The following is a 15705-nucleotide window of genomic DNA, read 5'->3' on the forward strand; positions in this document are numbered from 1 at the left end:
TAAGCTTCATTATATAACTTCAGATTTAGGAAAATTATGCGTTCCCTTCTCGTCCTGATGACACTTTGTTTTGCTTTCAATGCCTATGCCATTAGACAAAACCCTCAGGAAACAATTGAGGCCATTTTTGGAACACCCGAGAATCAAAAATTTTCATTTCATCAGCCAACGTATTTTGTATTTGGTCAGGAAGATCTAAAACTTCAATTTAGTTTTAAATATCGATTAGCAAAATCATTTCCCATTTATTTTGCTTATACCCAGCTGATGTTTTGGGACATCTATGAAGAGTCGAAACCATTTGAAGACATTAACTACAAGCCAGAAATTTTCTATCGTTTAATTGAGAATGATTCAAAATCCTTCAAGACATTGGACATGGGTTACCTTCATACTTCCAATGGCCGTGATAAAGAATTCTCGCGTTCATTGGACCGCATCTATCTAAGATCAAATTACATCACAAAGGTCAATCGTCATTATCTTGATGTAAATCTCATGGTGTACAAGATTTTCAATGAAGATGACACAAATAAGGACATTGTTAACCATCTTGGTTATTGGGATTTGACCATGATGTTAACAGACCTGATCCTCATCAATGATCAAAGTATTGATTTAGAATTTAGAACATATGCTGGTTCCAAAGGTTATGATTTTGATCAAGGAGCGGCCCAGGTAGGTCTTCTCTATAACTTCGGTTCAGATAACTTCAATCCATCACTCTACCTACAGTGGTTTGAGGGTTATGGAGAAAGCCTGATCCGTTATAATAAAAAACGCTCTGAGATCCGTCTGGGTTTTATGCTCTCATTCTAGGAGTTGCATGCCCTGAAAATTATTTAGTCTCGCAAAGTGCTTCTTCTTCCAACTTCATTCGTTGTAATTCTTTAGGCAGGGTCAGAAGTAATGCTCCTCTTTTTGAGTGCAAACTCTCATAATACTCTTCGCCATCTAAGATAAATTTAAAATACTCAGGGGCGCCTGATTTTTGCAGAGGACTAGATTTCAAGACACTGTTCAAGCGGATGATAAACACTTCAATAATATCTGAGTTACATTCAGTTCTCGTGAGACTCAAGTCGACTTGAGGGCCCTTAAGGGAGACCAACCCAGCATCATATTTAAGTTTGAATGTTGACTGCCGAGAAATAACCATCATCTCTTTAGCAAAGAGCGAAGTTGACATCAAGAATGTCAGAATCAAACTTAATCTTAATAACATGGTTCAAACCTATAGAGGTCTTTATTCGCATTCACCAGTTCTTTACAACTTGCCGGAAGCGCCCTCCGCTTATGAATCGCCTCTTGAAGCACTCTCATTAATCCAGATGAATGAGTATCTGAGTTTCTGCTATTCAATAGCTCGAGATTTTCAAAACTCTTACCATCCTCGCTCACTTCTAAAAGTGTGCAATTTGAAATAAGTGATTTGTCAGGAATGGTCATATAACCAATCAGATCAGCAGTGTCTTCTTCCACTCTGAAGCGATCTTGGTCGTGAACAAAGCTTGCTGGCGCCTCATAATCGTTCTGAACTTTATATAGGCCATTAGCGCAGCTTCTGAGGTTCATATACTCTTTATAACTTTTCTCGCTGAGCTTGTTCTCAAGGAAGGCCCAACTTAAGGCATGCCCTAGCTCATGGGCCACGATGTTTTTTCCGTGTTCTTGGTTAGTACACGAAAAAATTGAAATGTTGAGATTGTCTTTCTCAGGATCTTGTCCCGCATATTCATCAGGTGGGGCCTGGGGATCTCTGAAAGACTTCGGGGTGAAATTGTCCCAGGCAACATAACTTAAGGATTCACTACATAAACGCATTTGTGAAAGAGGCGCCGTATTACCATCGTAATCCACGTATCCCATTAGATCTAAAGTGCGATCAATGAGAGAGGACGCTTTTGTCTCGGTAGATCGAGATTTACTTTTCTCAAAATTCACTGTTCTTTTAACTTCCTGGATGAACTCCCCTGCCACGCTCTTTACGGGTTTGGTCGAAAATTGAACTTGCTTATCCAGATAATCTTTGAACTCTTTCTGAGATTCTTTACTATAACCAGACATCACATTTTTAAAGAGGGCCGCTTTGATTCCTGGAATCATCTTAATCAGTTTGTCTTTTTGATAAGAATTGATGGAGTCCATGGCAAATTGCGACTTACAGTAGGCCATCTTTTTCTTGGTCAAAAGCTTCTTGTCTTTGAGCTTATTTTGAAGAGATTGAAGAATACCTTTGTGATCATAGCGATCCATTTCTTCAAAGATCGCCTTCTTACAATCGGCCTGACAATGATTAAAAGGAACATCGGGCCACTTCCCTAAAACTTCACTCTGCAAACCATCGCTCAACTGTTGTAACGAACCGGCCATATTTTCATAGTTACCATTCTCTTCGAAAGAAGGGTCTTTCAGGTCTTGAGTGAAATTTTCAATCTGATCGGCGAAGGACTTCATGCTTTCAGGATTTGTTTTTTTCCTTTCCTCTAGGGCCTTATTAAATTTATCCCATTCAGCTTTTAAGATTTTCTTACTCTCTTCAGGTGTATAAAGACCCTCCTGAATTCCTACGGAGTAACTCGAAAGCGAAGCACTTTTGCGATGGTTGATATATGAATCAAGGCCCTTCTTCAGGACATCACTAGCATCAGAAGGTAGCTGAAGAGAATAAGTTAACCTCTCTTCAAGTGGTTTTGTGTAGTCAGTGCTTACTTGAAAGAAAGGATACAAGAATCTGCTGGCCAGATTTTCCATCTGCCATGGCTCGGCACTTTCAATTTCAGCTTTCAACTTCTCACGATCAAAATCTTTTTTCAGCCCTTGTACCAACCCATTAGTTCGATCAATTTCCATTTCTACAAGTTTCTGAAGATCATCTTTAATTTCCGCAAATCTCTGCATGTCCTTCGGTTGAACATACTTATTGAAGCTTCGATCATTTAAAGAATCGCTTGGAAGATTTTCAGGTCGACCACAAAGATCAATCGCGCATCTATCCATCAATATAGATTGCTCAGTACACTGATTAGAATTCACTCCCCCATTGAGCTCATTAATAACAGCAATCCCACTCTGGATTTCATCAGTGGCAAAAACATTCGTGAATAAGAGAGGGAGAAGAAAGAGGTAAACCATCACCTTATTTTCTAATTTCTTAAGGCAGATTAATAGAGAGCCAAGAATGCCTAATCTAGAGCGCTACAGTCTGTTTTCCATTGTTACAAGAGGTTGAAACTTCTAAAGACTCATTTAGTGAGTTTAGATTCTGTCCGCCTTTAATCCTAAGCCTTCCCTCCCTACTCTAACTATAGTCAAAGGAGTCTGCTCATGAAATTAAAACAAATTCAAGTCGCCTCTTTAGCGGTTCTTCTCGCTGCACCTTATGTGACAGCGGCAACCACCAAAAAAACGACATCAACTAAGAAAACAACCACCTCTTCCATTGAGGCCGGGAAGGTCACGGCGAAGACCAAAGAAAAAAATGCGGCAGTGTTAAAAGAACTTAATTTTAACGATAACGAAAGTTTTGATTTCGCCACCCGAGGATTAGTCGCTACTTTGCCCGACACCAAAATCATTGATCAAACAGGCAGAGTTGTTTCAAGTGGTGACTACTATATATTCACCCAAAACAAATCGGCACCGGACACTGTTAATCCAAGTTTATGGAGACAATCACAGCTAACAAGTCAGCACGGTCTCTATAAAGTTGCCGATAAAATTTATCAATTCCGAGGTTACGATATCGCCAACATGACATTTATTGAAGGTTCCTCTGGTTGGATTGTTATCGACACAACTGCCGCCGCAGAAGTGGCCGCGGCCGGTTTGAAACTTCTCAATGAAAAAGTCGCAAAGAAACCTGTGAGCGCTCTCATTATTACTCACTCACATGCTGATCACTTCGGGGGAATGTCAGGAGTACTTACGGCCGAACAAGTAAAATCTGGAAAAATTCCAATCATCGCACCAGAAGGTTTTATGGAAGAATCCATTTCTGAAAACCTTTACGCAGGAAATGCGATGGGAAGAAGAGCTCGTTACTCTTATGGTGATGGACTTGAAAAAGATCCGAAAGGTCTGGTAGGAACTGGACTTGGACCAGGACTTGCTCAAGGTAACATCGGAATTCTTCCTCCAAATAAATTCATCACTAAGTCAGGTGAGAAAATGACCATTGATGGAGTGGATATTGAATTTCAAATGGCCCCTGGTACTGAGGCCCCTGCAGAAATGTTGATGTTCTTTCCTCAAATGAAAGCACTCCACCTGGCAGAAGATGCTACATACAATATGCATAACCTTTATACCTTAAGAGGTGCTAAGGTTCGTAGTCCACTCGTTTGGGCCAATGCACTTAACTCGACACTTGAGATGTTTGGCGACAGAGCTGAAGTCGCAATGGCGTCTCACCACTGGCCAACATTCGGTAAGGATAAGATCCGTGATTTTGTGACCAAACAAAGAGATATGTATAAGTTCATCAACGATCAAACTCTTCGTATGGCCAATATGGGATATGATGCTGAAGAGATCGCTGAAAAGTTAAAATTGCCTGAACCTCTTGCCAAGGAATTTTACAATCGTGGCTATTACGGCAGTCTAAGCCATAACGTGAAGGCCACTTATCAATACTATCTTGGGTTCTTTAACGGAAATCCAGCAACTCTTAATCAACATCCAAGAACTGTGGCGGCAAAAAAATATGTTGAAGCAATGGGTGGTGCAGATAAGGTCATTAGTCTTGGAAGAAAGGCCTTTGATAAAGGGGATTACCGATGGTCAGCAGAGCTGTTAAACCATGTCGTGTATGCAAATCCAGAGAATAAAAAGGCCAAAGATCTTCTTGCCTCTACTTACGAACAATTAGGTTTCCAGGCCGAGTCTGCAACGTGGAGAGGTTTTTATTTAATGGGTGCCAACGAGCTTAGAAATGGAATCAAAGTTGGTGCAATTCCATTAGTAGGATCTACGAGTGCTCTTCCGGCAAAAATGGTTGTCGACTACGCAGCAACTCTTCTCGATCCTCAAGAGTCGGCCGGTAAATCAAAACGTATTGGGCTTGAACTAACAGATACTAAAGAAAGATATACTTTAACTCTTGGTAACTCTGTTCTCTTCCTGGGCAAACCTCAGAAAGAAGAGCGACTAGACTCAACGTACACCATGACTTCAGCGGATTTCGGCAAACTTCTAACAGGAATGACAAGAGGTAGTGACCTTGCGGAAAATGGTTCAATCAAGATCACAGGAGAAACCGGTGCCCTTGATGAAATTGCCGGAATGCTAACTCGTCCAGATCCTATGTTCCCACTTGTAACACCAGTAAAAGATAAATCTCAATTCCCTTCCACTATGGAAGCTCAGGAAGAGAAGTAGTTACTGGCAATAGACACGCCTCCTTCGGGAGGTGTGTCTTTTTCTAAGGAGAATTCATGAAGCTGATCATTTTGTGCTTTCTAATTTCTCTTCCTGTATTTGCCCAAGAAGTAAAGGACACTCCAAATGATGATACTGATCAGGCGAAGCCTTCTCTTCCTCAGAACTCTGAACAAGAACAAAAACAAGAAGAGGAGCAAGAGTTTCTTGGGCCCTATGATCGCGAGGGCAATTACAAGGTTCAGATCAAGAAACCAGAAGACGAACAGAATTCCGATTAGATAAAAAGCTCAGGTAATTTTTCCTTTACATTAATTGCTGTTAATCAACTCTCTCATTAACGGCAGTTAGCTTACTGGGAAAATAGTGCTTAATGCTTTTAAGTTTTCATGATCTCTATAATCAGGTCATGAAGACTCTCATTTTCATTATTACCCTCCTTCTCTCCTCTCAAACCTGGGCCTGGGGCCTGAAAGATCTAGGTGAAGAGATGGCCTCACCGGTCACTACAGATGCAAAATATGTTCTTTATGGAGGAGCGGCCCTCACACTTACCTTCGTTATTTTCGAAGATGCGGTTGTTGACCCTTTTCAAGAAAAACAAGTTAGAAATGATACTCTCGGAGATGCATCTCGCTGGGGAGATTGGATGGGACAAATGATTCCCAACATTCTTTATGCCGGTGGTATGGGTATAGCGAGTTACTTTCATGATCCAAAGGCCTATGACCGTGCCATGGGTATGATTAAGGCCACGGCCTACTCAACAATTGTAACGAGTGCGCTTAAGTACACTATTCGAGAACCTCGTCCGAATGCTGCTAATGAAAAGAATTCATTTCCATCTGGTCACAGCACGACTGCCTTTGCATTCAGTGGTTATGTTGCCGCTGAACATGGCTGGGGATGGGGATCCGCTGCCCTTCTTCTTTCAACCTTCACTGCTTATTCTCGTATTAATGATAATCGACACTATCTCCATGACGTTATGGCCGGTGCTACAATTGGTTGGGTCTACGGTTGGGGCATCTCACGTCACCAAAGACAACAAAGAGATAAAGAGACGGCCATTGTTCTACCACTTCTTGATTCAAAAACTGCCGGTCTGGCCCTCTACAAAGAGTTTTAGCGGCAAAAAGTTTCAATAATACCTGATGACTCAACTTGGTCTGCTTTTTCCTTTTCAATTCCCCGATAAGTAAAAAGACGTAGTGAACCCTGAGCTCAGGACTTTTATGAAGCAATGTTTTATTCTCCTTACCCTTCTTTTGACCGCAGTGGCCTGTAGTCAGAAAGGCACAGAAGTTGGTCTGAAAGTAAGCCATAACTTTGTGATGGGCGGATCGAATACAAGTGCGATTGCTGGTGGTGGATTAATCATTTGGGGTCAAAGTACGACCGGAAAAAGTTTCGCTCAACTCCTCCAAGATAAAGATGAATTAAAACTAAGCCTAGATAATACAAGTTGGACGTTTTATGCCATGGCGTGGGACGGCTCCAAAGATTATGAAGGTGCCGCCAATTCGAGTAATAACACTCCCTTTGGAGGAATTGTTCGTTGTGGAATCAGTCAGCCAACAATTCTGACTGGCGAACCAAAATCAATTGAGCTTTCGATCACAAATCCCAATTGTTCAAACTCAGTATTCGCAGGTCCAGCAGGAATGAATGGAGGCAATCTTTCGTCTGTGAAGATGCAGTTCTGTTCTTCAATTGTAGGAGTGACCGGCAATACTAATCTTTGTACTGATACATATAATGATCCAAACAAGAAGTCTTACAAGGCCCCTATTGGTAGTTATCGATTCTCAGCCCTCACACACGTAAATGGAATTGATAATGGATCATTTGCCGGTAAATGTGTTTCTACGACGACCTCATTAGAGCAGCAAGGACTACCGGCCGGCGGACCTGGTCTTCCGTTCAGATTTTTACTCGAAATGTTTCCTGGTTCAACTGATTGTGATGCCACGATTGGAAGACGTGGAGCTGAGAAAATTATTTATTCAAACGGAACAGCAGCGGCACCATCAGTTGCTACGAAAGTTTATAATGGTCTTTATAAAACTCATCACTACATCGAAATAACGCCTGCTCAAATTTGTTTGGGAAGAACAGGAACCAATCTTGGAGATCACCCATTCGCAGCAGGAACCGGGCACCCCCAGCACCCTTACACAATTTGTGATGTTCCTCAGTTCTATGGAATTAACTTTCATACACAATTCTCTAGCTCCTACAAACTTCAGGCCAATCTGGACTTCAATCCCTTCTCAGTGGGAATTGCCAACACTCCATTACCACAGGCCCCATGTCTTGAACTAGGAACGAACTTTATTCCAATTGGTTATGCTTATGCTACCTGCTCTGGAAGCACAATCATCTGGGACAATATCAATACTTTCCTTGGAAATTTTTTTGGTAATGGTTTCTCTTTAAAAAATCTCAGACTTCGTGACAGTGATAGAAGTCATCTTGGGCTATTTGCTCATGTACAAGGTACTGGAATTTACATTGGTGACTTTTCAATGGAAAAACCGGAAATTGAAGCTCGTTTCCGTGTAGGTGCTGTAGCGGCCGAATCGACTGGATCAAGTTCACCGGCAGATATCATTTATCATAATATTAAAATCAAAGACGCTGAAATTCAGGGCCGCCCTGAGTTTGGTGACAATGTTGGTAAAACAGATGTGGGTGGACTTATCGGATATCTGCATTACGGAACACTTCAACAAATCTCTATTGTGAATAGTAAAGTCAGAGGTGATTCTTCTCAAGTTGGCGGGGTCGTGGGCCTACTCACCTTTGCTGATGTTAAAAAAGTCATTTCTGAAGTTGATGTCGAAGCAAGGTCAGGACAAAGTATTCAAGACGTGGGAGGAATTGCGGGCCGTGCAGAAAATTCCGTCTTTGATTGGGTAAAGCACGAGGGCGAGATTAAAACGGACGGAAAACAAGTTGGTGGTATTGCGGGATCATCAAATACCTCCTCTCTTACAAATTTCTACACTATCTCTAATATCAATTCTAATTCATCAGATCTTTATAATTATACAGGTGGAGTTATTGGTTACTGGACCGGCGTTGGTAATTTATCTACCGGTTATTCTCTGGCCAACATTCAAACTGGTTGTAGCACAGGTTGTAAACAAGGAGCTATTGTTGGTTACGCAGAATCAGGAACTCCAAGTGTAGCCTCGACGGTTTATAACCTTTACCCCTCAGATTCTGGAGAGCAAGCAACAAACCTCTCAAGCTCATTTGTTCTCCGGTCACTCGGGGATTTCAGAATTCTGAGTTCAATGACGGCCTTGACAGATACAACTTCGGACGACTGGAAAATGGTGAATGGGGTTTATCCTCGCTTTGATTTTGAATACCATCCTTGTTCATCAATTGCTCTACCATCGGGAACTGGTACAACTGATTCGCCAATCCTTATTTGTAATGAAACTGATTATCAAAGCTATGCCTCAACTGGTCTCAACATCAAGCTAATGGGAAATATCAGACTCCGAAATCTAGGGACTGCTCCATATGATATTCCTACTTTCAGTTCGAAACTGGAAGGAAACAACAAGGCCTTAATTGGAGGTAATGTCGATTCTGCTGGAACTACAGGCACTGCCCACATTGGAACTCTTACTGGTGAGATCAAAAATTTAAAAATTTATGGTATGAGACGTACTAATACCTCGGCCAACTCTATGGCATCTCCTTCTGCGGTTTTCGTTTTTCAAAACAACGGAAAGCTTCTAAATATGAAGGTTTCCACGATCGGTAGATTTAGTGGGTATGCAGCGGGGTTTGTTGGAAAAAACGCTGGCACAATTCAAAATGTAAAGTTTGATGGAAATGTTTCGGGAAGCTATGCCATTTCAACTCTCGTGCATACCAATCAATCCACGGGAAAGATCTACGATTCAAGAGTTGGTGGCCAGCTAGGTTGTTATCATCCATCCAACCCACTACTCTGCGACTTCTTTGCGGGCCTGGCCTATAGGAACGAAGGGGAGATCGCTCGAACTGAAATGAATGTACATTTCTGGGATAACGGTAGCTTCGTTAGTAATAATGTCTCAATGCTAGTAGACGAGAACGTTCCAAACGCAAAAATCATTGATGTGGTCGTTCCCAATCATGCAAGTTTTCTCACTCGAGGAAATGGAACTTTCTATTTCAGCAGAATTAACAACGGAATCTATCAACGAGTCATTAATCTAGGTAAACTTCTCGCTGGAGACCTTTCAACGTCGGCCCTCAATGGTTTTCCAGGCCAGGGAAATCCGGTCCTAGGAAATAACAACGGCATCATGACCGATGTCTTTCGCGGTGGTATCTCCGGAAAATTGCTTCTAGAAAATGTTCCTTATACATGTGCTAATGGAAATACTTTAGATATTCCGGCCTGGTCAACTCTCTCATCCTGGAATTCTTATAGCTCTGGTTATTTTAGTCTACCTATCACAGATAAAAAGCTCGTTGTCATTTATAAACCTGATAGCGGATTACCACAGTATCAACAAGTCACAAACATAACCGGTACGCAATTATCAACAGTCATGGCCGCTTGTAACACAAGCGGAAAAGTTAGCGTTGTAATGACCTCAGATCTATTTGTTTCTCCCGGTACAACTCTCCCAGAAGCGAATGTCATTCTTCCGCAACATGTGGCCTTGACCGGTAGATATGGCGCAGGCTGGACTTCTATCATGTGGGACATGAACAATCCTGACGATGAACAGAAGATGCTTGACTACCACGCTTACAAAATGGGTCTATCATCTACGCCGGTTCCTCGCGCAGTTTGGCAACTAGAAGACGAAGGTCCTCGCTTGTTCGAGGACTAATCCCACCAATCTCGCCAGCGCTCTCGCCACCGATTCCATCGATCATACATTCTCTCCCACCAGGAATCCGGTTCGGGTGGTCTTGGTGGAGGTTCAGGTGGTGGTGGCTCAGGCGGTTCTCGCCTTGGCCTTGGTCTTGGCCTTCTAACTGTGTCGTCTCTTTCCTCCCATTCATTATCATCAGGATAGGAACTCGTTTTTGCTAACACTCCACAAGCAATAGGTATTTCACTATTTGCGAGGGCCGCCGGTAATTTTTTGGGTTGACCGTAGATGACAACCACTCTTCCATCAAGTGGTAACTCGACCCCATCGAGTTTTACCATCGAGTCACCTTCAGCATCATCCGGCTGTTTCAAATCACTTAACATCAATGAATAAGAGGTGCTCTTTTTGTACCTGTAATCACCACCAGGGAAGACATGATTGCCTGCGATTTGAGAACTTAAGTCGTCATCAAAAGGCACAAGCTTACGGCCAATGCTCTTTTGAGCTTCGTTATAATCCACATAGCCATCCCGATTGGCGTCTGCGTTCATGATCGGACATTCAATGCCTGTGTGTAAGTGTTGAGGATGGATTCCTCCACCACCTTTAGAAAGTTTAATGAGAACTTCGAATTGATCGCCAAGCTTAATCACCCTCACCTTCCCGGTGACATTGGGTGCGACCTTATCGTTGATGGGAAATAGTAAAGCGGTATAGGTGCCGTTAGGTGGTTCCTCATATTGGATTTCATCATCAACTTTAGTGTTCTTACCGCAAGCGGCAAGGAACAGGATGATCCCAAATTTGAGTAAGAGAATTTTCTTCATGGCACTCTCATCAATGCACTGATTCTTCACCATTGCTGACAATCATTACAATGCTAAGAGCGCCAAAAAAAAGGGACCCTTAGGGTCCCTGTGTGGTGAATTATTTAGAATTTGCGCGGTAGAGAGATTTACAATCTTTACTCACCTTGCCGTTAATATTCTTTTCAATACAAGAGAAGTTCGGCTCACCTGTGTTACTTACACATTTTGCCGCCACTGCTTGTTGATGACATTTAACTTCCAGGTTTTGATCAAATTCAATCTGAGTCGATTCCGCGAAGGCCAAAGTTGTTAAAGAGAGGGCCATTAAAACTGCAATTTTTTTCATTGATTACTCCTTAAATTAATACTTCGGTGCTAGTTCATTCATGATTTTACCAAGCGCGTATGGCACAGAGTAAATTCGGCTAGATGTGTAGTACGAAGTATGGCTGTAACCCAACTTATGCATCCATTCGTGCATCATATTGTGAGCAACCTCTGAAGAGGTGTACTTGTTAAAGAACTTCGTGTTCATGTTAATGACTTTACTGGAAGTCGTTGTGTAACCCACTGTGCTTGAATTTTGGTAATACAACTTAACAGTGATATCCATCGCATTGTTCTTTGTCGGCGTCAGCTTTTCTGCTCCTTCCAGAATTTTTTGATAGATCTGAGCATTAGTTAGACCATTGTTACTCAAAAACTGTTTCTTGCCGGCGTATGTGTGATTAAGAACGCGGGTACGGAATTCTTCAGAACCAATGACTGCGCGAATTTTTCTTTCGGCCGACTGAATTTTTGATTCCTGTGAACTGGTCATGCCTACAGTTGTAACATTGGTGTCAAAGGTCTTGGCCAAGGTTGGCACCGCTGCGAGTGAAGCTTCTACAGAGAACAAGCCGACTGCAAGCGCGAGAGGAAGTACCGATTTCGTCATGAAAACTCCTTACTGTTTTTGTTTTTTGCCTTTCCATGGGCAAACCTAAATTTTCTCTAAAGGAGTTCGTATTTTCGACGGAACGATATTTGATGCAACAAGAGGTTGGTGCGCGAAAGAAATGAAAGTTTGAAGATTTCTATGAATTCAATTTTCTGGGAAGAGATTTTTTCCGGAGACGGAGTGTTTAAATGCAGAATGAATGATGGGAGTTTTATTCCGGAATGCGGGTAAAAACAAAAAGGCCACTCTCTCGAGTGGCCCTCATTAACTAATCTTTTCTAGCGTACTCGGTACAAACGTCTGCGTAACCGCAAGTTGTATAAGTTTGTGGAAATGTACATGTCGTACTTCCATAGTATGTTGGCCCGTAATAAACCTGACCATTACAAGTATTGTATGTGTTACATACATATTGATTCTCATAAGCAACACACTCATGGTTTGCATCCCACCAAGCGCCATACACAAGAAGAGCAACCACGATACCACCAGCGATCCACGGGAAGATCACGTAGCCGTTCCAACTAGCACCTTGAGCATATAGTTCTTTTGTCGCCTCTTTCACAACTTGAGCAAGTTCTTCAGATGAGGCGTTCTTCGCAAGAAGCGAAAGCTTCAGTTTAAGCGCTTCAACTGCTTTATTATTGTTTACACGTTTTTCAACGAGCGTCTGAATTTCTTTTTGAGAAAGACCAGCTTCGATAAGTTTAGACATTTTCTTGAAAAAGATTTGAGTATGTTCTTCATAGAACTTTTCATCTTTTTGGTCCCAATCAACTGTTAAAGCATATTGATATTCATCAATGCTTCTTTCAAGTTCTTGGATTGTTCCGGTTGACGCCATCACATTTAGTGAAAAGCAGAATGCGACTAATAGAGAAACGAATTTCATGTTGAGCTCCTTTCAGGTAAGAGATGCGCCCTTGTAGCAAAAGGAATTCAACATGAAAACCCAAGGAAACTGGATTTCGTCTAAAGGGCCCGGCGCTTAACGAGTAGTAAGTAAGCTAAATAAGATAAGACCCCGCAAATACACATGATTGCAGTCATTGTGAGGATGGTCCCGTTATGAAAATGGCTGACGAGACTTGAGATTATCCCCGCAACTGCAAATTGGATGGTGCCCATTAAGGCCGAGGCACTACCTGCGTGTTTTTTCTGATGGGCCAAAGCACAGGCAGAAGTATTCGGAGCAATTAGACCCATATTTGAGATGATAAGGAACAAACATCCGCACATGGCCCAAATCGGCCCGTTAGTTAGACCTACGATTAAAATCATGACACCAAAGATAGTCACGAAAGGAAGAGCACGAACCAGGATTTTTTCCGGCGGATGCTTTCGAAGAATGCGTCCATTGATTTGAGAAAAAGTAATGAGCCCGCATGCATTTGCTCCGAACACCCATGCATACTGAGCAGGAGTTAATCCATAGTGATCAATGAACACAAAGGGCGATCCCGTGATGTAGGCGAACATTCCTGCGTAGACCAAACTCATCGACAAAGTATAGCCGGTGAAATTCTTATCTTTAAAAATACCAATGTAGTTGCGGAAGATGTCCTTCACTCCATACTTAACATCGGGTTTATGAGTTTCCGGTAAAAACTTATACACACAAAATAGCGCCATTAAACTAATGACTGTCAGGATCCAGAAAATAGAGCGCCAACCGAATGCGGTAGTGAGAATTCCGCCCATAACAGGAGCAAGAATTGGGGCCACCCCCATAATGAGCATTAATAATGAAAATACTTTCGCGGATTCATGGGACTGATAAAGGTCCCTGACCATGGCACGGGTAATGACCATACCGGCACAAGCACCCAGGGCCTGCATGAATCGGTAAAAGATGAGTCCATTTACGTCAAACGTTGAAGCACAAGCAAATGAGGCGAGAGCGTAAGTGATCAAACCAACATAAAGAGGTTTCTTCCTTCCCCATCGATCGGTGATGGGACCATAGAAGATCTGGCCCAAAGCAATCCCAACCAGAAACGAGGCAAGAGATAACTGAACAGATGCCAATGGCACAGCAAAGTCTTTCGCTATTCCCGGAAGCGCCGGAAGGTACATATCGATTGAAAGAGGACCAAAAGCGGTCAAAAGACCAAGGATCAAGATAGTGAGGTTCACGATTAACTCTTTTTAACAGGAATCAAACAATACAGGGGTCTTTTTTTATCGCCATTACACACTCTCTTCAATAGAATTTTATCCATGGAAAAGAAAAACATTGTGATCCTCACTGCTAGTGAAGTTAAAAACTTGGAACTCGCTCAAAAATTCAAAGAAAGCCTTGAATCTCAGAATGCCAACGTTTCAATCATCAATATGGTCGAACTTGATCTCCCTCTGTACTCTTCGAGAACTGAATCAAAATTTACTGGGGCCGAACTTTTAAAGGGTCAAATGCCCCTTCTTGAGCAGGCCCATGGATATGTGTTTATCGCTCCGGAGTACAACGGAAGTACACCTCCGGTGTTCAATAACTTTCTGGCCTGGCTTAGCCGCTCAAGCAAAGACTGGAGAAATTGCTTAAACGGTCGCCCTGCTGCCATCGCAACTTTCTCTGGCGGAGGCGGCTTTAACGTCCTGCTTGCCATGAGAACACAACTCGCATTTATTGGTATGAATGTAATTGGGCGCCAAATCCTCACTCATAGTAATAAAGTATTGGACGAGAAATCGTTATTATCGGTCAGTCAGGAATTAGTTAAACTATGCCTCTAATCCTGTCTGTTGCCCCACTGCAAAATTCAAGTAAAAAAAATCATGCCATAATATTAGGTACTGGAGTTAATAATCATGGATCGATTATTGTTGCTCATTTCATTCGTATTTTTGGTTAACGTTCAAGCTGTTGCCGAAGACAAGGATGTCCTGACCCGTTTTTTTAGAATTTTGCCCGAGGCCCAATCTCATGCGGTTTATGGATCTGCTCGAGATCGCTTCTTCAAACCTGAATCAATTAAAGTGTTCGTCTGGAACATCAAAAAGGGTCTAGAGTTTAATTGGGAACCGGAATTCAAAAAGTTTGCTGAAGGCCGTGACTTGATTCTTCTTCAAGAGGCCTACAGAACTCAGCTTTTTAATAACACCACTTCTGCTTTTGATGGAATCCGTTGGGACATGGGAATTGGTTTTCTCTATCGCATGTATAATGATCAGGCGACGGGAACCATGATCGGCTCTAATGTTGATCCTACTGAAGTGATCGTGAAGCATTCAGTGGACGATGAGCCCGTGACCGGCACTCCTAAGGCCATGACTTTCGCCAAATATCCTATCGAAGGTCGCCAGGATGAACTATTAGTGATCTCGGTTCATGGAATCAATCTCACCAGTCACGCGACTTTTGTGAGACACATGAATCAGGCACAGGCCATTATCGATCAACATACTGGTCCTGTTCTTTTTGCAGGCGACTTTAATACTCGTACTCAAATGCGCACAAAATATCTTCTGAACATGATTCAGAAGAACGGTTTCAAGACTGTGACTTTCAAGAATGGTCACCTTCGCATGCGCTTCAAATTTACAAATAACTACCTCGATCATGCCTTTGTTCGTGGCCTTTCTGTAAGTAACGCTGAAGTTATTGGCCAGGTATCTGGAAGTGATCACAGGCCGCTTTTTCTCGAGATGTCAGTCGATCAATAATTGATTCGGCACTCACTTTGCAAACTCCATTCATAACGACTTGCTCCCGCATATACTTGCGGGAGTTGGTCCATTT

General features: G+C 42.3%; 14 protein-coding genes. 7 read left to right on the top strand and 7 right to left on the bottom strand.

Annotated elements, in window-relative coordinates; translation table 11 throughout:
• Positions 1 to 36: 36 nt before the first annotated feature.
• Entirely contained in the window at positions 37 to 819 is a 783-nt protein-coding gene (locus SOO65_RS15435) for a phospholipase A (protein WP_321392162.1), read from the top strand.
• A gap of 19 nt (positions 820 to 838) precedes the next feature.
• On the opposite strand, the gene SOO65_RS15440 is transcribed toward SOO65_RS15435, so the two are convergent.
• Both SOO65_RS15440 and SOO65_RS15445 read right to left on the bottom strand, forming a co-directional pair.
• The gene (locus tag SOO65_RS15440) at positions 839 to 1225 is read right to left on the bottom strand and encodes a hypothetical protein (RefSeq protein WP_321392165.1); all 387 of its coding nucleotides are present in this window, start codon (positions 1223 to 1225) and stop codon (positions 839 to 841) included.
• Positions 1216 to 3135 (bottom strand): hypothetical protein, encoded by a 1920-nt coding sequence (locus SOO65_RS15445; RefSeq protein WP_321392167.1) that lies wholly within the window; start codon positions 3133 to 3135, stop codon positions 1216 to 1218. Before SOO65_RS15445 ends, SOO65_RS15440 begins: the two co-directional genes overlap by 10 nt.
• 192 nt (positions 3136 to 3327) lie before the next feature.
• On the opposite strand from SOO65_RS15445, the gene SOO65_RS15450 reads away from it, so the two are divergent.
• From SOO65_RS15450 to SOO65_RS15465, 4 genes are all read left to right on the top strand, one after another.
• Positions 3328 to 5379, top strand: a complete 2052-nt coding sequence (locus SOO65_RS15450; protein WP_321392170.1) for an alkyl/aryl-sulfatase — start codon at positions 3328 to 3330, stop codon at positions 5377 to 5379.
• A gap of 56 nt (positions 5380 to 5435) precedes the next feature.
• Complete coding sequence (locus SOO65_RS15455) at positions 5436 to 5660, top strand: hypothetical protein (protein ID WP_321392177.1); 225 nt, start codon at positions 5436 to 5438, stop codon at positions 5658 to 5660.
• Between the two features lie 128 nt (positions 5661 to 5788).
• Positions 5789 to 6508 carry a phosphatase PAP2 family protein gene (locus SOO65_RS15460; RefSeq protein ID WP_321392182.1) on the top strand — a complete coding sequence of 240 codons (720 nt, stop codon included), beginning with the start codon at positions 5789 to 5791 and terminating at the stop codon, positions 6506 to 6508.
• A gap of 106 nt (positions 6509 to 6614) precedes the next feature.
• Positions 6615 to 10229: a hypothetical protein gene (locus tag SOO65_RS15465; RefSeq protein ID WP_321392186.1), complete on the top strand. Its 3615-nt coding sequence runs from the start codon at positions 6615 to 6617 to the stop codon at positions 10227 to 10229.
• Here SOO65_RS15465 and SOO65_RS15470 read toward each other — a convergent pair.
• From SOO65_RS15470 to SOO65_RS15490, 5 genes are all read right to left on the bottom strand, one after another.
• Complete coding sequence (locus SOO65_RS15470; RefSeq protein WP_321392189.1) at positions 10226 to 11044, bottom strand: hypothetical protein; 819 nt, start codon at positions 11042 to 11044, stop codon at positions 10226 to 10228. The two genes, SOO65_RS15465 and SOO65_RS15470, sit on opposite strands and share 4 nt — an antisense overlap.
• Before the next feature lie 100 nt (positions 11045 to 11144).
• Complete coding sequence (locus tag SOO65_RS15475) at positions 11145 to 11372, bottom strand: hypothetical protein (protein WP_321392192.1); 228 nt, start codon at positions 11370 to 11372, stop codon at positions 11145 to 11147.
• Between the two features lie 15 nt (positions 11373 to 11387).
• Positions 11388 to 11963 (bottom strand): hypothetical protein, encoded by a 576-nt coding sequence (locus tag SOO65_RS15480; protein ID WP_321392195.1) that lies wholly within the window; start codon positions 11961 to 11963, stop codon positions 11388 to 11390.
• Positions 11964 to 12234: 271 nt separating this feature from the next.
• Positions 12235 to 12858, bottom strand: coding sequence for a hypothetical protein (locus tag SOO65_RS15485; RefSeq protein ID WP_321392199.1), 624 nt, complete (start codon positions 12856 to 12858; stop codon positions 12235 to 12237).
• 80 nt (positions 12859 to 12938) lie between these two features.
• Positions 12939 to 14102, bottom strand: coding sequence for a Bcr/CflA family multidrug efflux MFS transporter (locus SOO65_RS15490; RefSeq protein WP_321392202.1), 1164 nt, complete (start codon positions 14100 to 14102; stop codon positions 12939 to 12941).
• A gap of 84 nt (positions 14103 to 14186) precedes the next feature.
• On the opposite strand from SOO65_RS15490, the gene SOO65_RS15495 reads away from it, so the two are divergent.
• Together SOO65_RS15495 and SOO65_RS15500 are read left to right on the top strand one after the other, a co-directional pair.
• The gene (locus tag SOO65_RS15495) at positions 14187 to 14699 is read left to right on the top strand and encodes an NADPH-dependent FMN reductase (protein ID WP_321392205.1); all 513 of its coding nucleotides are present in this window, start codon (positions 14187 to 14189) and stop codon (positions 14697 to 14699) included.
• A 75-nt stretch (positions 14700 to 14774) separates the two neighbouring features.
• On the top strand, positions 14775 to 15629 hold the full coding sequence (locus SOO65_RS15500) for an endonuclease/exonuclease/phosphatase family protein (protein WP_321392207.1): 855 nt from the start codon (positions 14775 to 14777) through the stop codon (positions 15627 to 15629).
• Positions 15630 to 15705: the final 76 nt, after the last annotated feature.

It is taken from the genome of Peredibacter starrii, from assembly GCF_034259205.1.
Taxonomy (GTDB): domain Bacteria; phylum Bdellovibrionota; class Bacteriovoracia; order Bacteriovoracales; family Bacteriovoracaceae; genus Peredibacter; species Peredibacter starrii.